Below are 18,663 nucleotides of genomic sequence, written 5' to 3'. Positions count from 1 at the left end.
TCGCCGCAACGCCGCTCCGTCATAATCTGCCCGCAAGCCGATCGCCGAGCCCATGGTCACGCCCTCCACCCAAGGGCTCCATAGATTCAGACTTTCGACCGCTTGGGAATCCCCCGCGTGAGTCAGTGATCACGCAGGCTGGTATAAGGAACTGTCCCTAAGGGCTTCAACGGATGTCGCCGGGGCCATCCCTGTCGGCGGTAGCAGCGCGAACCGTCGCGATTAGGTTTTCGGCAATATGTGGCTTGAGAACGACGTGCTGGATGCCGGCGCGACGGACTTTGTGTTCGATCATCTCGTCGGGATAGCCGGTGATGAGCACGATGGGACTGCGTTGCCCTCTTTCACGCAAACGTTGCGCAAGCTGCAGGCCATCCATTCCATCCATTTTGTAGTCGATGATGAAGCAGTCAGGTGAACTCGAGGCCAACTGCGCCAGGCAGTCGGGGCCACTGATATAGGTCTTCACCGTGAGGCCTTCCGCCTGGAGGAGGAAGCGGAGGGATCCCAGCACATCTAGGTCGTCGTCGATGACGGCTACGACCATGGCAGGAGTTGAGGATGGCATGGCTGCCCCCAGCACCGGGGTGACCCAGGCAACGATACAGAAGCAAGGTTATCCCAACGGCTTGAATACGGGTTGATGCAAGTCAAAGCGCGCTTTCCGACGTCAAGCGCTGCTCGACCGCTGGGACAGCTATGGGTGTAAAGGCATATTGCCTTGTTTCATGCAGGGCTCCTGGACGTACCGGTCTTGTTAAGGAAAAGGCCGTGTCAGCCGACAGCGAATTGCGGCAGACCGTTCTCAAGGAGCTTGCATGCGAGCCCAGTGTTGGGCCGGCCATGTTCCGAACTTTTCTGAGAAAGGCAGTGCGGCAGCTGCCACCAAGCCGGTCAAGGACGTAAAGGCAGTCGTTGAGCCCATCAAAATCAGACTTCCCGGCGATGTTGGCATCAGCGACGATAAAATCGCTGCTTGTGTCGCCGCGCTCTGGCCGAGGATGTTTATGTACCCTTGAACAGGGTTCAGGCTATTGTCGAGGAAGGGTAAGTCACGCTCAATGGTGAAGTGGGTTGGCAAGAGCAAAAGGAAGCAGCAGAGCGAAGCGTATGCGACGACAGGGTCAGCCGGGTCGCCGCATGGCCTCGAGCGCATTGCCGAGGAGGAAATATTGAAGGTGCAGATGTCGAAAACATAGCGTCCGAGGTGGGGCAGGATCGCGCGGCCCTCCTGGAGTAAGGCATGGTTTGCCGCGCATTCGTTCGTTCCCGTCCATCCTCCGGCAGCCCAGGGTACTTTGTTGCTGCCGGAGGCGAAGCGACCTTTTCAAGAAGGATCGTCCCGGACCTGCGATCCGCTTCTCGCGCGGTCGCCCAACGACGTCAGTCGACGCGTAAATTGTCTTCCACGCTGCATACGCCCGCGGCCGACCAGGCGGCGCGTTCGGCGACTTGGCGCTCGTGCCAGGCCTTGATGTTCCCGTCCAGAATGACCTTGTCGCCGATCACGTTCACTTTAATCGAGTCCGCCTCGAATTCGGCATCGCGCTTGAGGGCGGCAAGGATCTTGGCCTTGACATCGGGGATTGCAACACGAGGCTTGACCTCGACCCTGTTTATCACACCAACGACCCCGCCGAGCTTGCGCACGGCCCTGTAGGCGGCCTCGCGCTGGAACTGCCAGTCGACCGTACCGGTAAGTGTAACCCAGCCCTTTTCGACCTTGACCTTGACAACTCCCTCGGGGACCATGGCATCCCACGCGATGACCGAGACGGCTCTGGAGGCAATCTGGTCGTCCGCCGTCTTCTTGCCGTCCGGGTAGCGGACCTCTATTTCTTCGGCAATGGCGCGGACGCCCCTGACGCGGCGTGTCGCCATCTCTGCGGCGATCTTCTCGGCGTAACTGCCGACATGGCCGCTGAGGGTCACGACACCCTTCTCTACTGCGACCCCGATATGGGCCGCATCGATGCTCGGATCGAAGTCGAGTGCGTCGATGATCGATTGACGCAATACCTTGTCGTCCATTGTCTTTCTCCTTGCTTGGTGTTTCGTGATTGACACGAGGACCGCCACGGAGGCGCAACAGGCGCTTAAGCAGCCTGCTTGACCTCGATTTTTTGGGCGACGCTCGGCGGGATCTTGGCCACGGTCACCGTCAACACACCATTGGAGAATCTGGCTTCGATCTTAGAAGGATCGATACCGGCAGGTAGCTCCATTCGCCGAGCGAAGGAACCGTAGCGGCGCTCGACAAGATGATAGTCCTTGTTCTCTTCATCCTTCTCGGACTTCTTTTCGCCCCGGATGGTAAGAACATTGTCCGTCAGCGTCACCTCGATGTCCTTGTCCTGTAGCCCGGGCAATTCGGCGGTAAGCTCGATGGTCTTGTCCGTCTCGGCCACGTCCATGCGTGGAGAGAGCGTGGAGTTCGTCGTCAGACCCGTCCATAGCGGCTGCCGCAAACTGGGAAGTCCCGCGCCGAAATCGCTGAACAAGCGATTGATCTCGTTTTGCAGGGACGCGAAGAGACTGCCCGATGAGGGAGCCACCTCAGGCGAGCGGACTGGATTGAGAGCTTTGTCATTCATATTCGGCCTCCATTGATGCTGGCGGTGGTGCCAGTAGCTCTATTCGATCACATCTCGGGAGTGCACTTGTTGATTACGATCAAAAAAAGATGAGAATTTATCCCTGTCCGTAACGAATCGTCCGGTTGAAATTCACAAAAATTCGTTTTTTATTATATTTTCTAAGATTTATTTTATGTATAAATCTCAACAATATTTTTTATTGTAATAAATTATTCTGTATTTTGTTATATATCTTGGATCTCAAGGGTGTCTTTGAAGGGGTATTCTGTTGTTTCTTTTTTGATTCCGCAGGTAAGGAGCTTTTTCGAAAGGTCGACGCCTCTCGCGATCTGTACGGAAAGATGCGGGGGTGGAACCGAGCCCCTACCACCTTGCGCCGCATTCTGCCTCTACGGCAAGTGCGGGGATGAGCCTCCAAGTGCATCGTCACCATGATCTGCTTGAGCGTCGCTGACCTGGCGATCAAGCCGGACAAGTCCCACCATCAGCGTTGCTGCAGGCTTCAACGCTCCAGCAAAGCGGGCACTCGTCTATGTCGGCAGCAGATACAGGACAAATTTTGGATCAACCAATCTAAAATATATGCCGTCGGTGAAACGTTTGACGACTAGGCCGAGGCCGTAAGGGCATTTCCATGTGCGGGGCGCTGTGACGCGGCTGAGCAATGGCATCCTGCCAAACCGGTCCGATGGCACCCGCGCGCCTCAGGCTCTGGATGATCGCGATCGTGAGGACGATCTGAGCTGACACGGTGCCCGCAAACCGCAGGAGGCACGCACCGCCGCGGTAGCCCAGGATATCCGCCGACAACCCGCCACCAGTGCCAGCACGGGAATGACGGCCTAGAGGAGAGCCGCGGGCGAGAAGAAGTCGTGGCGCGTTACGCGGCGAGGAAGCGCCGTGGTGACTGCATCATGCTTTTCCTGCGCGCACGAATTGATGGCCATGGGTTCGCCTGCCGTAGTCGATGTCAAAGCGAGCGGAATGCGGGCTTGTTCATCGGGGGGCGACCAGCAGCAGGCTCCTCGCACATGAGATACAGGCATGACTCGCTGTTCACCGTCCTTGTCTCTCAATGGGCCATCAACAGTGGAATATCGGTAGTTTCAAGCAATTCGGCCGTCGTGCCTCCCATGATCCACTCGCGCAAGCGGGAATGGCCATAGGCGCCGACAACGAGGAGGTCAGCCGAGATGCGATGGGCTTCGCGCAGGAGCGTGTTCGCTACGCTCTGATCGAGGGTTAGTGCCTCCACGACCGTCTCCACCCCGTGCCGTGCCAGATAGGTGGCGATGTCAGCCAGGTCGGCATTCTTATCGAGGTTTCCGCCCTGGTCGGCTTCGTTCACCGTCACGATCTTGGTACGCGACGCGAGGCGCAAAAGAGGCATCGCCTCGGCCACGGCCCTGGCGGCTTCCTTGGTGTCGGTCCATCCGACCAGCGCCGTGCGGATAGCCTGTCTGGGTGGTTGAGCCGGCGGAACCAGATAGACACCTCGCCCACTTTCGAACAGTGCGGCTTCGATCAATCGCTTCCAGTCGAAACCGGCTTCTTGCTCGCGAGGACAAGTGCCAATGAACAGGTCGCTCGTTCTGATTTCGGTCGCCATGAGGGAGGGAAGCCATCCGGCGAAATCTTCGACGCGACGGAGCTCATGGAGGGGCGACAAACGCTCGAAGCGCGACTGCAATCTCTCGATTGCTGCGGTGGTGCGCAACCTGATCTGATCCACCATGTCCAGGCTGGATGCCGTACCCATATCATTGGCGTAGAGCAGAATATCCGGCAAGATGCTGGTGAAAAGGCCGGTGAGATGGCTGCCAAATGCCGTCGCTAATATCTCGGCATGTGCAACGAGAATCTCGTCTTCTTTGCTCCCGTCCAGCTGAAGCGTGATATTCTTGTAATTGTCGAAGTGACCCGAGGTCCTGGTATTCATGGCCTCGGTAATAGGAACATCGACTTTCATTGGATCCTCCTTAACCGGAAAGCACGCCATCGGTGTGGCTCGACATGGGGAGGCAGCTTCGCGTTCCCGAGCCTTCGTTGCGTTGATCTGGCTCAAAGGAAATACCCATGTGGCCAACATGACGTCGATGCGTCGGGTACAGAGGCAACAATGACCCCACGATACGACCCTGAAAGTTAGCGCTTGCGATGAATCAAAGCGGGATCCACGGCCGCAGCATAGAATGAATATCGCGTGACAATTTCTGATAGGCTGTCGATGGCGGTGGATCCATGTGCGACATTATCAGCTTTCCAGGCAGCCGGCTAAAACGACGTCGTGTTCGCTTCCCGACCGCCGGCCGGCTCGGACAGATCGTGATCTTCAACGGTGTCCGCTACTCCTACCACAGCGAGGACGATGCCATCCCTTCCGGTGCGCCGATCGGAGAGGGAACGGGCCAGGCCGAGCCCGCGCTGCAAATGGGCAACGTCCCAGCCGGTGCTCGTAATCTCTTGCCGCTCGGATACTGAACGGCCGGCGAGCCGGCTCTTCCGAGACCGCAGCATGATCGGCGTTCTTGAGCGGAACCCATGGTCCGCGATGATTGGTGACGGCCCATATTTGCCTCTTGATTTTCCTTTCCGTGGAGATCGTACCATGACGCATAAACAGGTTCTCTTTCGCTCGCAGGCCCGCGAGAAAGTTCTCAAAGGTGCGAGCTTGCTGGCCGATGCCGTGCGTGTGACCCTCGGCCCGCGCTCCAAGGCCGTTCTCATTGAAAAAAAATGGCAAGCTCCTCTGATCTGCAACGATGGCGTCACGATTGCCAAGGAATTCGACTTGAAGGATCCGGAGGAAAATCTCGGTGCGCGCATGCTGCGCCAAGCTGCGGAGAAAACCGGTGAAATCGTCGGCGACGGTACGAGTACCGCCACGATCCTCGCGCACGCACTGTTTGCTGACGGCGTCCGCAATGTCGTGGCCGGTGCCAGCGCCATCGATCTGAAGAGAGGCATGGATCGGGGGACAAAGCGAGCCCTTGCCTATCTGCAGGCGATTTCCCGCCCGGTCCACACCCGTCGCGAGAAGGAACAGGTTGCTACGATTTCGGCTCACAACGATCCGGTCATCGGTGAACTGATCGGTGCGGCCATGGAAAAGGTCGGCAACGAAGGCGTGATTACAGTCGAGGAGTCACGCACGACCGAGACGGCGTTGGAAGTTGTCGAGGGGATGCAGTTCGATCGAGGCTTCCTTTCTCCCTATTTTGCCAGCGATACCGAAAAAATGGAGTGTGTACTCGAAGACGTCTCGATCCTGATCGCCGATCGCAAGATCGCTACGCTGAATGACCTGGTAAAGTTGTTGGAGTCTCTCGCCAAGTCCAGTGCGCCTCTGCTGATCATCGCGGAGGAGGTCGAGACGGAGGCACTCGCCACACTCATCGTCAATCATGCTCGCGGCATTCTGAAGAGCTGCGCGGTCAAGGCACCGGGGTTTGGTGACAGGCGCAAAGCTTTGCTCCAGGACATCGCCATCCTCACCGGGGCGCAGGTGGTATCGGAAGAACTCGGCATCAAGCTCGAAAGCGTCACGCTCGATCAACTCGGCCATGCCAAGAGGGTCCTTGTCGACAAGGACACGACAACCATCATCGGCGGGGCTGGGGCCCAGCCTGCCATCAAGGCACGGACCGAGCAGATACGCCGGGAGATTGCCGATACCACCAGTCAGTATGATCTGGAAAAACTCAAGGAGAGGCTGGCCAAGCTCTCAGGAGGGGTTGCCGTCATCAGGGTGGGAGCGCCGACCGAGGCCGAAATGAAGTCGAAGAAAGAAGCGCTCGATGATGCAATCAATGCGACCAAGGCTGCCGTAGCCGAGGGGGTGGTACCGGGTGGAGGACTGGCTCTTATCCGATGTATCGGAGTGGTCAGTGAAGAAGAGCAGGCATGCGAGGGTGACGAGCGCACGGGCGTCCAGATACTCAGGCGGGCTCTGGAGGTGCCTGTACGTCAGATTGCAGAGAACAGTGCTGTCGATGGAGGGGTCGTGGTGGCACGCATGCTGGAGGGAAAGGGGAATTTTGGCTTTGACGCCAGTCGCAAGGAATATGTCGACCTGATCGACGCCGGCATTATCGATCCGACCAAGGTTGTGCGGGTTGCGCTCGAAAACGCGGTGTCGGTTGCCAGTACGCTGTTGTTGACCGAGGCTATCATGACCGAAATCCCTGAAGCAAGACCCGAGCCGTCAATGACCCCTGAAATGGGCCTCTAGGTGCTGCAGCCAGCAAGGATGCCGTGGCATGGTGCAATCTCAACCAGGAGCTGGGGCAAGCTCGTCCTGCCGATCGTGATCGTAGCGCAATGGCTCCGCCACCGCTTGCTGGTCGTGGGATGCCAAGCGACGCTCGAGCATTTTCTCGTCCGCATCGGTCGTCTCCGTGCTGTCCCTCCTCGCTACCCTGGTGCTGCCGTTCGGCTTCCAGGGCGAGCAGAGCATCGCCCAACCCCTGGCGATCGCGCTCCTCGCCGTACAGGCGAGCAGCATTGCGTCGCCGGGCTCCTTGCCGGACACCGAGCCGATAGATCATCCCACGGTTGGCGAACTACGAGAGCTGTCGGAATGGTCTGAGGAGCAGGTCTGGTCCAGCCCTGAGCGCCCAGGGCAAGACACTTGCTCTTATGCAGGGTTCTGGGGGCTCGCAATCCTTCAAAGCGGTCAACCAGATACGTATGCTCGGCCGCTGGATGCGAATTATCGGCGTCGATGTAATGGAAGAACTGGGCAGGTTCACCCTGCTGACACGCGATGCCTCAGGTTACCTCACTCATCGCTATAGCCAGCGGAAGGGACCACAAGCAGCTCTGAAGCTTGTTTGAGGCTGGCACAACTGCAGTGACCAGGACCGCACGCCGTGGCATGGGCTGCGTCTGGAGGGCTACGATTATCGTGGAGTCTTATTCTACGCCGCATAGGGATCTTCGGGGGTAGATTGGCGCCGGCATCGAATAACGCCGTCGGATGGGGCTAGCTTGTTACGGCGAATTCGAGACACGCTTCGAAACCGGATCGGGTCTTGGGCCTCGGTGACCTCAGCGTGAGCGGGCTGCCTATACGGTCGGCGATTGTCGAGACGATCGATAGCCCGATGCCACTGCCGCGCCCTAAAGGGCCCGCCTGCTCAAAGCGCTCGGTCAGTTTCGCCAGCGTCTGGGGGGGCACGACGGGGCCTTCGTTTGACACGGTCAGCAGCCCGTCGGAACCAAGGATCACATCGACCGGGGACGTCTTGCTGCCATGTTGCAGGGCATTCTCGATTAGGTTGCGGCACACCAGCCCTACAGCATCGGGGTCGATGTCCGACATGACCGGAGCCTGCGGCACCCTTAGGGATATCCTGGGCTGTGGTAGGCTCTTCTGAATGTCGTCGATAACCGCGTGTAGCGCCGCGCGCAGGTCCGATGGCCGATCCAGCCGAAGCTGGCTGCCTTCGGCTCGCGCGAGCTGCATGAGACGCTCGGCCCGCGCCGCTAGCCGCTTGAGAGCCATTTCGATATCGGCTCCCCGCTGGGCAGTTTGCGGCTCGGCGGTTTCCTTGCGGATGCGCTGGGCTTGGGCAATCGCCCCAGCCAGGGGGGTCCTCAATTCATGAGCAGTATTCGCAGCGAGGCTGCGTTCGGCTTCGAAGGCAGACCGGAGCCTTTCAAGCAGTGCGTTCAAGGTAGCGGCTAATGGCGCGATCTCGCTGGGCAGATCGCCGGAGGCGACCGGCCCGAGGTCTTTCTCGTTCCGGGTTTCCAGTTGTTCCTGAAACGCCCGCAGTGGTCTTACGCCTTTGCGGACGGCGAGCACAATGGCGATGAAGGCTGCCGGAATTACCAGGAGGATTGGCAGACCGAGACCTATTTGGACATCTCGCACGACCCCGGTCCGATAGGCGAGTGGTTCCGCTATCGTAATCCGCACCGTGCCCTGCAGAGCCTCTTCACTGTACAAGCGGTGCGTTGCCGTTCGACTGAACCCGGGCCGTTCATAAGGCGGGAAAACGGAGACGTCTGCAGCGTGCGACTGGAGGAGGATCCTGCCCTTGCCATCGCGGACGATGTAGCTGAAAGGCTCGTCATGGCTTCGGATCGTGCCAAGGCGCTGGCTGGCGGCATCTCCATCCTCGCGACCCACGATGTCCAGCACAGCCAGGGGAAGCAGGCGCTGAGAGGTCTCCTGCAGGGCGGAATCGAAAATCTCCTCGATGCCGTGTTTCAGCAGGATTGTCGTTGTCCACGCCGCGCCGATCCAGATCAGGAGCAGGACCGTCCCCAACCAGAGCAGGAGCCTGCCTTGCAGGCTTCGGGGACCCTTCATGCCGGAGCCAGCCTGTAGCCGAGCCCTCGTTCGGTTTCGACGAGATCGGTACCGAGCTTCTTGCGCAATCTGCTGATATGGACCTCGATGGTGTTGCTCTCCACTTCGGCGTCGAAGTCGTAGAGTTTTTCCTGGAGTCGTGCCTTCGAAAGCAACTGGCCCGGCCGCGTCAGGAGCGCCTCCAGCAAGACCCATTCGCGTGCCGTCAGGCGAACGGGTTGGCCATTGCGCCGCACGCTTCGGCGGGCGATGTCGATCTCCAGGGAGCGCAGGCGGATGACGGGGTTGGGGTTACCCGAATATCGTCGGGCCACCGAGCCGATACGGGCCGACAACTCGTCGAGATCAAATGGTTTGACAAGGTAATCGTCGGCCCCCGCGGTCAGGCCTTCGATGCGGTCCGATACCTGGTCGAGCGCTGTCAGGATAATGACAGGCGTGACATCACCGATAGACCTGCGGTGGCGAAGGAACACGATTCCCCGGCCGTCGGGGAGCATCAAATCGAGCAGGATCAGGTCGTAGCTGGCGATCGCCATGGCGTCCCTGGCTGCGTCGATCCGCCTCACCCAGTCGACGGAGTGACCATCGCCGGCAATCTGGTCGCGTACGGCCGTACCAAGCACGTCATCATCCTCTATCAAAAGGATTCGCATTGTGGTTCACCCTCTACGGCCTCTGCCCTTCTTGCCGCTCGGTCCTGACACCATGCTGAACCGGATCGCGTGTAAGCTTCAGGATAGCGTCAGCTCCGTCATCGATGTTTGCGCTTGCGCAAAACCAGTTGGAGCGGAGTCCCAGGCCTATGCGGTTCGTCCTGACCCTTCTTGCCTGTTCCGCCATCTTGTACGCGAGGCCGGCACTGGCAGACGACGAATGCTTCACGCCGATGTCGGACTGGAAGCCAAGGGAGGCCGTTGCCGCGCTCGCCGTCCAGAACGGCTGGACGGTGCGGCGCATCAAGATCGACGACGGCTGCTATGAGATTGACGGCACTGACGCGCAAGGCCAGCGGATCGAGGTGAAAGTCCATCCATCGACCCTGCGGATCATCGAAGTCGAACACGGGCAGCGTGCAGTCCACCGGCATCGCGACGACGAAGATCATCAAGGCGATCAGTGAACCTGTCTTACCGCAGTCGTGGTCTGGGGAGGATATTGCACCGCCGGAGCACGTTTGGCTCCCGCACTCTTCAACGAAGAATGATGGACGCTTTTGGGCCTGGATCGGGCACCGGGGATGTCGATGCATGCGAGAGTGAACACCGGACATTATGGGGTCGGTGCACATTTTTGCGAGATACGCGGTCGTTGCCCTTTGGACGTTGCTTTGCATGGGCAGGACGGGCGTGGCGCACGCCGGACCATTTGGCCGGCAAGGCTGCAATCGCAACCACAAGAGGCCTGCGCTCCTCGGCTCACCGGTCCATATCGGCTCGCCAACCCAGCTCGTCGCGGATTCCTGACCGCTACCTGAAGCAGAAAATCCATTCCGTTCAGCAAAGGAGCAGGGGCAGCCTTCAAGACAGTATCCACTCAGAAAGGAGCTACTGCCATGAAAAGAACTCTTGCCATCGTCCTTGTATCGGCGGGTCTCGTTGCCGGAATCGGCCTCCCCGCATGGAGCATGATGCGCGGCGCCGATCAGCCCGAAGGAACGGCCGATGCGATCTCGGCTGCCTCACGCGCCTCCGGCATCGTCGCAGTGCCGATCAGTGGCGACGAGGGCGTCGATCACGGCCAGGAACACAGCCGGCGCCGTTCGGGTGATGGCGAGGACCATGATCAAGGCGATGACGAGGATGGCGACGATGCGGAAGGCGGCAACGTCGGGCCGGGGCCTGCGGGAAGCGTGGCCCCCCCGAATAACGGTCTCTTCGGGACCGGCACGGCGCCCAAGGCGCGGGTGAATTGAGCCGTTGGTTCAGCAACTGCATCGATTAAGGGGAAACAGGACCATGAGAACCATATTCGCCGCTCTGGCGCTGACTACGGCATTGACCCTTCCCAGCGTCGCCATCGCGCGGCCTATCACCCTCACCACTGCGCTCAAGAACTATGGCGGCAACGGCGCGTACCTCGCCATCTATGTCACCGATCCCAACGGAGGCTATGCCGGCAGCCTGTGGATGGCCGGAACGAAGTCCAGATATCACGAGCACCTGTCGGACTGGTACCGCATGGCGGGTGGCAAGGCGAAACAGATCGACGGCATCACGGGAGCGAGCGTGGGGGCCGGACGGCGGCTGAAGATTACGCTCGACCTTGCCGACGCGCTGTTCGACGCCGGCTATGTCCTCCACGTGGATGCGGCTGTGGAAGACATGCGCGACAGCCCTAATGAGATCGCCGTGCCGCTGACCACCCAGGGGGCGGGCCAGCTCGTCCCTGGCCGCCGCTACATCGCGAACTTCAACTACGGCTTGTAAGAGGCCGCAGCGATGATCCGTGCCCTCCACCGTTGGCTGGGCCTGCCAGCCCTGATCCTCGTGACGCTTCTCGCCGTCAGCGGCGCGGCACTGTCGGTTTTTCCGGCCGCGGAGCGGATTTCCGCGCCACAGACGGAAGAGGCGATGAGTGTCGCAACCCTCGCGGCGGGCATCAAGGCCGCCTTCCCGGGCGTCGAGCAGATCAGGCGCTCGCCGTCAGGACGCATCACCGCCTACTGGTATGACGGCAGTGGGCCGCGATCCGCCGTGATCGACCCATCAACAGGGGCTGCTGTGGCTTCAGCCGATCCCAACCCGGTACGGCGCTGGCTCACCAACCTGCATCGTTCGCTGTTCCTGGACGATGCCGGCCGTATCATCATGGCTTTAGGAGCGGCGGCGATGCTGGCCATCGCCGTGTCGGGCTCGGTGTTCATCGCACGACGTGCCGGTGGATGGAGGCGCTGGTTTTACCCGATTCCGGGACCAGCGGCAGGGCGTATCCACGTCGAACTGGCGCGAGGCGCCGTGTTCGGGCTTGTGCTATCGTCAGTGACCGCATTGGGGATGACGGCTTCGACCTTCGGATTCCTCCCGGACAAGTCCGCCTTTCCGGCGCTGCCCGCCAAGGTCAGCGGAACAAGCGCTTTCCCGCTGGCATCTATGCCGCTGCTTGCGGCCACATCCGTTTCCAATCTGCGCGAGCTCAGCTTCCCCCAACCGGGAGATGCAGCCGATGTCTTTACGCTCAGGACGGACGAGGGGACCGCCTATCTCGATCAGGGAACGGGGAACACGGTCGGCTGGTCGGCTTCAAGCGGCTGGGCGAGACTATCCGAGACCATCTACATGCTCCACACCGGGGAAGGAGCCGCGCTTCTCGGCGTGCTTCTCGGCCTCATGGCGCTTGCCGTTCCTATCATGGGTGCCACCGGCCTGCTCATCTGGGTGAAAGGTGTCGCTAGCCGCCCCAGGATCCGCGACAACGCCGCGCCGGGGCGTGCGAAGACCGTCATTCTCGTGGGAAGTGAAGGCGGAAGTACCTGGGGATTTGCCGCGACGTTGCATTTGGCACTGACGGGCGCCGGGCAGCGCGTCCACACCGCGCCGATGTCGGCATTCGACCCTCGGCGTTTTTCCAGCGCACAGCAATATGTCGTGCTGACCGCGACCTACGGCGCCGGCGACGCGCCCGTTACGGCGAAGGGATTTCTGGATCGGCTGACCGGCCTTTCCGCCGCGCCGAACGCAACGCTGGCCGTGCTTGGTTTCGGCGACCGGAGTTTTCCGGATTTTTGCGCCTACCCCAGGGCAGTCGTCGCGGCCGCGAAAGCCGGGGGCTGGCCGCTTCTGCTCCCCCTGGAAACGGTGGACCGCCAGTCACCGCAGGCATTCTCCCGCTGGGGCAGGGGATTGGGGGCCGCGCTCGGCATCGGCCTGGAGCTGAACCACCAGGCGGCACGCTTCGACACGGAGGCGCTGATGCTTCTCTCGCGGCGTGACTTCGGCCATGGTGTCCAGTCTCCGACCGCGATCTTGCGCTTCGCCCTGCCAACTACATCCGCTTGGCAGCGCCTGACCGGTGGCGGGTTCGTCCACTTCGAGGCTGGAGATCTGCTCGGGATCGTCCCAATGGGATCGTCGGTGCCGCGCTTCTATTCGCTCGCTTCAAGCAGCCGGGACGGTTTCATCGAGATTGTGGTGCGCATGCACCCCGGAGGCGTGTGTTCCGGTGAACTCATGGCGCTCGAACCAGGCGAGGCGGTCACAGGCTTCATTCGTGACAATCCTGCATTCCACGCTGCAAACGACGGCGTTCCTCTCATTCTCATCGGGGCGGGCACGGGAATAGGGCCACTGGCCGGTTTCATCCGCGCCAATGTCTCGCGGCGACCGATCCGCCTCTTCTTCGGCATGCGATTTACGGAGGACGCCTTTCCCTATCGCGACGAACTCAAAACCTGGGCGAGCGCAGGCAGGCTGTCTCATCTTTGCACGGCGGTCTCTCGCGGGGCGCAGCCACGCTACGTTCAGGACGCACTGAGCGCCGAGCAGCTCGAAATAAGTCGGGCGATCGGCAAGGACGCCCGGGTCATGGTCTGCGGCGGGCGGCAGATGGCGACCGGCGTGTCCGAAGCGATGACGCGGATACTCGAGCCCCTCGGCCTGTCGCTCGCGATCCTGAAGAAGGAGGGGCGCTATGTCGAGGATGTCTACTGATCCCGTGCGTCAGGCCCTCCATGGGCCGACGATGGGTACGCGCTGGTCCGCGCTCTTCTACACTCCTTCCTGCTTCGATGCAGGAACCGCCCAGGCAGCGCTGCAGCTGGCAATCGACGAGGTCGACGCGCAGATGTCGACCTGGAAACCCGACAGCGACCTCATGCGCCTTAACCGGGCTCCAGTAAGGACGTGGGTGCCCGTTCCCGACCATCTTCTCGACGTGATCAGGCTGGGGCTGAACGTGGGCCGGGATTCTGGCGGCGCTTTCGATATTGGCATGGGCGATGCCGTGGCCGCGTGGGGCTTCGCTTCGGCCGAAGCCAGCGCCGACCGGATCCGTCGTGCGATGCAGGCAAGACGCCTCCCAGCTTACCATGCCCTGGAGATCGACGGAACCAGGGTTCGAAAACGGATGCCGATCACGCTTGACCTCAATGGCATCGCAAAAGGCTACGGCGTCGATCGTCTAGCCGCAGTTCTCGATGGCTTCGGCGTCGGCAACGGGCTCGTGGGGATCGACGGCGAGATGCGGGCGATTGGCTTGCGACCTGACGGCGAAGCCTGGACGATCGCTTTGGAGGAGCCGCACCCCAACCGTCGTACGCCGCATTCAATTCTGTCCCTGCAGGATTGTGCCGTCGCTACGTCCGGTGACTATCGTCACTGGATCGAGATTCAGGGCCGACGCCTCTCCCACACCATGGACCCGGCCAGCGGCGCGCCGCTGGCGGCGTCTCCAGCCTCTGTCACGGTGCTCGCACCTCGCTGTGTGGAGGCCGATGCCTGGGCTACCGCCCTCATGGTACTCGGCCCGGATAGGGGGGCTGAGCTTGCCAGGCAGAGAGGTGTCGATGCGCTGTTCTTATGCCGCGGTGAGGCGCATAGCCTTCGAGTGTGTCGGATCGGCCGCCTGTTTGAATGCGGGCAACCATCGTCTCCAGGCGCGGACCCGGCGCTCAACGCCGTACCGTCATAGTTGTTTCTGTGGAGACTATGTATCGTATCCCGCACTGAATTCATGCGCCATGAACTTTGTCTATTCATGGAATAGAACTGTACCGACGCCAGCTATGCCATCGTCGCCTCTCACGACGGGAGCGGGATTGTCTTGTAGATAACGAGTTCTCGTTGCTATATATTATATATTCAGCTCTAAATCCAGGTTTTATTTGATAAAATATCGGGATTTCAGTATTTATGTCGGTGTATTTACTAATGGATGCCAATGGTCTAGGTGGCGTACATGTAACCATATGAGGCGCATTGTGCCGTTTCGATTTGTTGGAAAGTTTCAACGCCCGACCCAGGCTTGGCATGGTCCCGCTCGCAGTCGCAGGAAGAGGTCGAGCTTCACACGCATCGGCGAGGTGCCTTCGATCTTGCATGCCGCTTTCATGGCCTTTTCCCTTTGCGGCGCGCATGTCGCCTATGGCGCGGACATCGGCGACGATCAGCCGGAAAAGCAAGTCCCGGCCGTAATGGAAGGTTCGACTTGGGCGTTACAGATCACGTCCTATATGTGGGCCACCGGGCTCGAAGGACATATCTCACCGTTCCGGCGTGGCCCGACGATCGGCGTCGAGAAGTCGTTCTCCGACGTGCTGGATCACCTCAATTTCGGTGGCTTCGTCAACATATGGGGTCGCTATGACCGCTTTGTCGTCTCGGGCGACGTGATGTATGTCGACAGCTCGGACAGTCATGGCAGCGGTCCTCTGCCGGCGCTCAGGATACCGGGCTCAGGCATCGTAATACCTTCCGGAGCCAGCGTTGCCGCGAAGGTCGACACGAAGCAGTTCACGGCGACTTTGCAGGGCGGCTATCGCGTCATCGACACATCGCGGTTCACGCTCGATACCCTGGCGGGCGCGCGTTTCTGGTATATCTCGAACGATGTGACGATGAGGATCAGCCACCCCGCCATCGGATCCCGATCAGCCCGCCATGGCGAAGGCTTTGGCTGGGTGGACCCCGTGGTCGGGCTGCGTGCATTCCTTCCCGTGATGGATAGGCTGTCGGTGCAGGCGCAGGCCGATATCGGCGGCTTTGGTGCGGGTTCCTCGCTTACATGGTCGGCTTTGGCGACCGTCAATTATGCGTTCTCCGATCGCTTGTCCGCTTCTGCGGGCTACAAGGTCCTGGACGTCCGCTACGATCGCGGTGGTCATACCTACGACACGCGTCTGAGCGGCCCGGTTCTCGGCATGACCTACCGGTTCTGAGCGGCAGGGTTTGGTGCACTCTTCATATGGATTTGGTGTTATAAATGTCTCGATTCACGCGCATTCTCACTATGTTGACTGCCGCTGCGACGCTGCTGACCGCCGAGGCACAGGCCTGCACACGAGTTGTCTATCAAGGACCCGCCGGGCGCATCCTCACGGGCCGAAACATGGACTTCAAGGATCCGATGGTCAGCAATTTCTGGGTCTTTCCCCGCGGGATGAAGCGAAACGGGGCTGCCGGTCCGCGTTCCGTGGAATGGACGTCGAAATTCGGTAGCCTGGCTGTCTCCGGTTACGATATCTCGACGGTCGATGGCCTGAACGAGGCCGGACTCAACGCTAGCCTGTTATGGCTCAACGCCACAAAGTTCCCGCAAGACGATGGCGCGACGCCTCGCATGTCGCTCTCGATCTGGGCGCAATTCTACCTCGATCAGTTCGCAACCGTTGCGGAGGCGGTCAATTATACGCGCGATCACCCTGTGCAAGTCGTAAGCGGCGAGGTGCCCGGTCGGCCCGGCAGCCTCGCGCCGCTGCATCTGACGCTCTCCGATGCCACGGGTGACAGCGCGGTCCTGGAGTGGATCGGCGGGGCGCTGAGCATCCATCATGCGCGCACATATCAAGTGGTGACGAATGATCCGCCCTATGATTACCAACTCGCCAATCAGAAATACTGGAGCGCCGTCGATTCGCTCAACTTCCTTCCCGGCAGTGGCCGTTCGGAGGATCGTTTCGTGCGCGCGGGCTTTTACATCAATACGGTGACGCAAAGCGACGACCCCCGGATTGCGGCAGCCGCGGTGTTCAGCGTGATCCGCAACGCTTCCGCGCCTTATGGCGTAAGCCTGCCCGATGCGCCGAACCTGTCCACGACCCGCTGGCGTGTGGTGGCGGATCAGAAGAGCATGCTATTCTATGGTGAGTCAGCGACATCTCCCAACGTATTCTGGGTGGATTTGAAGAAGCTCGACTTCTCCAGGGACGCGGCTGTCCGCAAACTGGACGTCGGAACGGACATGAGCCGAATCCTCGCCGGCGAAGCGTCGAACCAGTTCGTCCCGGCAAAACCTTTTAGCTTCATGGCTGCCGAGTGAACTGTCATGTCGACTGCGTGATCTCGCCTAAAAAGTCCGGTTCGGGAGCCGGGTTTCGGTGCCCGCGGATATTGCTGCAGGGACGATCGTCCAATGCCCATGCACGCTGAGCGTTAGGTCGGGATTTGTCGCGGTCTGATCCAGATCAATGTGCTGCATTGGTCGTTCCGGCATGGATCGAGGTGGCGGGCCGGCATCGATGGTGTCGGGGATGGGGGGGCATACGCTGACTTGACGTTTGACGACGCCGGCGCTCGTCTCACCGAAGAGGTAGAAAGGCGGCTATCTCGAATGGCGTGCACGGTATTTGAGGGTCGCCTGCATCGCACAGTCCAAGTTCCATATACCTTGTTTCCATCCCAGCCCGGAAATGCGTGGTGCTTATCGATGAGTAGACTCTCCCATTCCGAAATTCATATGGTGCACCGTATCGGCTGGCTGCGCGCGGCCGTTTTGGGCGCAAATGACGGCATCGTCTCAACGGCCAGTCTCGTTGTCGGCGTGGCCTCGGCCGGTGTAGGGCAGAGTGCGGTGCTGCTGTCCGGGCTTGCCGGCCTGGTGGCTGGTGCGATGTCGATGGCCGCCGGAGAATATGTGTCGGTCAGTTCCCAGGCCGACGCCGAAAAGGCCGATCTCGAGCGCGAGACGCGCGAGTTGCGGGAAGATCCCGAAGCGGAGCTCGATGAACTGACACATATCTATGTGGAGCGCGGTCTCGACCAAGGGCTCGCCCGGCAGGTCGCTAGTCAGCTCATGGCGCGAGATGCGCTGGGGGCGCATGCACGTGATGAGCTCGGGATCTCGGAAGCTGCGGCCGCCAATCCCATTCAGGCGGCCATCGTTTCCGCCCTGACGTTTGCGGCCGGCGCGGTCATGCCTCTGCTCGTTGCCTTTATGGCTCCCGCCGACCAGATAACCCTGGCAGTTGCCATCACCACATTGGTCGCACTGGCGGTTCTCGGAGCGCTGGGGGCTTCGGCGGGGGGCGCCGGGATCCTCAGAGGCGCTATCCGGGTGACATTCTGGGGCGCCCTTGCCATGATAGCGACTGCTGTCGTGGGCAGAGTTTTCGGCGTTGCAGCCTAATTCTCTGTCCCTGCTGGCTGAAATAGTCAGGTGTAATCCTGCGACTTTGTCGAGGATGGCAGTTATGATGGTAGGTTTTCTCCTTCGACCATGAAATTCCGCTTCAGATCAGAATAGCCGGGCATGTGCGGTTCGATTGAGTCCCAACGGGAGAGGGCCCAAACAATAAACCTCAGACTCATGGGGGAAGTCGTCCGAAGTTGAGGACAAAATCCTTAAACCGCTCCGCGTAGGTCGTTGCCGCGCTGGCGCAGGATGTCCCGAATTTTGTGCTTCCATTGGGCTTTTGGAAGAGCCTGATAATAGGTAGACCCGAGATGCAACAACAAAAAGAGAAAGTCCCGGCACTTCTAATGTCAATATTCGACGCTACGCAGCAGTATGAAATAATCCGCTAGGATCGCCAGAGGGTAGAATTTTTAGTACGCTGTCGTGTGGTTGTAACGATCGCAAGTAATGATTAAATCCTGCCCCCGCAACCACGATTTTGTACGAAAAAACCGCACAGACTACGATAAACCCCGCTCAAGCAATCGCTTGGCGGGGCTTTGTTTTGAGCCTTTCGTCTGCCATGAGCCGTCAGCCTTGAGAATTCTCTAGCCGGGCGGTCTCTAGGCTTAGGACTCATTGATCAGATCCAGAAGATGACTGCGGCTGCGATGCAGATTGCCGAGAAGAAGGTGTGTG

At 60.1% G+C, this 18,663-nt stretch carries 16 protein-coding genes and 1 pseudogene; 11 read left to right on the top strand and 6 right to left on the bottom strand.

Going from position 1 to position 18,663, the window contains the following annotated elements:
* Positions 1–166 precede the first annotated feature (166 nt).
* From U1R88_RS34485 to U1R88_RS34470, 4 genes are all read right to left on the bottom strand, one after another.
* Positions 167–568, bottom strand: coding sequence for a response regulator (locus U1R88_RS34485; RefSeq protein ID WP_322435390.1), 402 nt, complete (start codon positions 566–568; stop codon positions 167–169).
* A gap of 815 nt (positions 569–1,383) precedes the next feature.
* Positions 1,384–2,031: a BON domain-containing protein gene (locus U1R88_RS34480; protein ID WP_322435389.1), complete on the bottom strand. Its 648-nt coding sequence runs from the start codon at positions 2,029–2,031 to the stop codon at positions 1,384–1,386.
* A 65-nt stretch (positions 2,032–2,096) separates the two neighbouring features.
* Positions 2,097–2,594, bottom strand: coding sequence for an Hsp20/alpha crystallin family protein (locus U1R88_RS34475; RefSeq protein ID WP_322435388.1), 498 nt, complete (start codon positions 2,592–2,594; stop codon positions 2,097–2,099).
* Between the two features lie 1,075 nt (positions 2,595–3,669).
* Complete coding sequence (locus U1R88_RS34470; protein WP_322435387.1) at positions 3,670–4,566, bottom strand: universal stress protein; 897 nt, start codon at positions 4,564–4,566, stop codon at positions 3,670–3,672.
* Positions 4,567–4,838: 272 nt separating this feature from the next.
* On the opposite strand from U1R88_RS34470, the gene U1R88_RS34465 reads away from it, so the two are divergent.
* From U1R88_RS34465 to U1R88_RS34455, 3 genes and pseudogenes are all read left to right on the top strand, one after another.
* Positions 4,839–5,078 (top strand): hypothetical protein, encoded by a 240-nt coding sequence (locus tag U1R88_RS34465; protein WP_322435386.1) that lies wholly within the window; start codon positions 4,839–4,841, stop codon positions 5,076–5,078.
* A gap of 127 nt (positions 5,079–5,205) precedes the next feature.
* The gene (gene groL / locus U1R88_RS34460) at positions 5,206–6,828 is read left to right on the top strand and encodes a chaperonin GroEL (RefSeq protein ID WP_322435385.1); all 1,623 of its coding nucleotides are present in this window, start codon (positions 5,206–5,208) and stop codon (positions 6,826–6,828) included.
* A gap of 289 nt (positions 6,829–7,117) precedes the next feature.
* Positions 7,118–7,433, top strand: a pseudogene (locus U1R88_RS34455) (NADPH-dependent FMN reductase family protein); the annotation flags it as partial.
* Positions 7,434–7,581: 148 nt separating this feature from the next.
* On the opposite strand, the gene U1R88_RS34450 reads toward U1R88_RS34455, so the two are convergent.
* A complete protein-coding gene (locus U1R88_RS34450) occupies positions 7,582–8,916 on the bottom strand; it encodes a sensor histidine kinase (protein ID WP_322435384.1) in 1,335 nt (444 codons plus the stop codon).
* Positions 8,913–9,572: a response regulator transcription factor gene (locus U1R88_RS34445; protein WP_322435383.1), complete on the bottom strand. Its 660-nt coding sequence runs from the start codon at positions 9,570–9,572 to the stop codon at positions 8,913–8,915. Before U1R88_RS34445 ends, U1R88_RS34450 begins: the two co-directional genes overlap by 4 nt.
* 149 nt (positions 9,573–9,721) lie before the next feature.
* On the opposite strand from U1R88_RS34445, the gene U1R88_RS34440 reads away from it, so the two are divergent.
* The 8 genes from U1R88_RS34440 (at position 9,722) to U1R88_RS34405 (ending at position 17,976) form a co-directional block, all read left to right on the top strand.
* Positions 9,722–10,039: a PepSY domain-containing protein gene (locus U1R88_RS34440; RefSeq protein ID WP_322435382.1), complete on the top strand. Its 318-nt coding sequence runs from the start codon at positions 9,722–9,724 to the stop codon at positions 10,037–10,039.
* 432 nt (positions 10,040–10,471) lie between these two features.
* Positions 10,472–10,831 (top strand): hypothetical protein, encoded by a 360-nt coding sequence (locus U1R88_RS34435; protein ID WP_322435381.1) that lies wholly within the window; start codon positions 10,472–10,474, stop codon positions 10,829–10,831.
* Positions 10,832–10,874: 43 nt separating this feature from the next.
* Entirely contained in the window at positions 10,875–11,345 is a 471-nt protein-coding gene (locus U1R88_RS34430; RefSeq protein WP_322435380.1) for a DUF2271 domain-containing protein, read from the top strand.
* 12 nt (positions 11,346–11,357) lie between these two features.
* Positions 11,358–13,565 (top strand): PepSY domain-containing protein, encoded by a 2,208-nt coding sequence (locus tag U1R88_RS34425; protein ID WP_322435379.1) that lies wholly within the window; start codon positions 11,358–11,360, stop codon positions 13,563–13,565.
* Entirely contained in the window at positions 13,546–14,544 is a 999-nt protein-coding gene (locus tag U1R88_RS34420) for an FAD:protein FMN transferase (protein WP_322435378.1), read from the top strand. Before U1R88_RS34425 ends, U1R88_RS34420 begins: the two co-directional genes overlap by 20 nt.
* Positions 14,545–14,962: 418 nt before the next feature.
* Positions 14,963–15,790 (top strand): hypothetical protein, encoded by an 828-nt coding sequence (locus U1R88_RS34415; RefSeq protein WP_425545530.1) that lies wholly within the window; start codon positions 14,963–14,965, stop codon positions 15,788–15,790.
* Between the two features lie 44 nt (positions 15,791–15,834).
* Positions 15,835–16,890 (top strand): linear amide C-N hydrolase, encoded by a 1,056-nt coding sequence (locus U1R88_RS34410; protein ID WP_322435377.1) that lies wholly within the window; start codon positions 15,835–15,837, stop codon positions 16,888–16,890.
* Between the two features lie 387 nt (positions 16,891–17,277).
* The gene (locus tag U1R88_RS34405) at positions 17,278–17,976 is read left to right on the top strand and encodes a VIT1/CCC1 transporter family protein (protein ID WP_322435376.1); all 699 of its coding nucleotides are present in this window, start codon (positions 17,278–17,280) and stop codon (positions 17,974–17,976) included.
* Positions 17,977–18,663 lie beyond the last annotated feature (687 nt).

The organism is Labrys sedimenti, from assembly GCF_034424805.1.
GTDB lineage: Bacteria > Pseudomonadota > Alphaproteobacteria > Rhizobiales > Labraceae > Labrys > Labrys sedimenti.
Note: the sequence above shows the minus strand (reverse complement) of the source record. Positions and strands in the feature narration are given on the sequence as shown.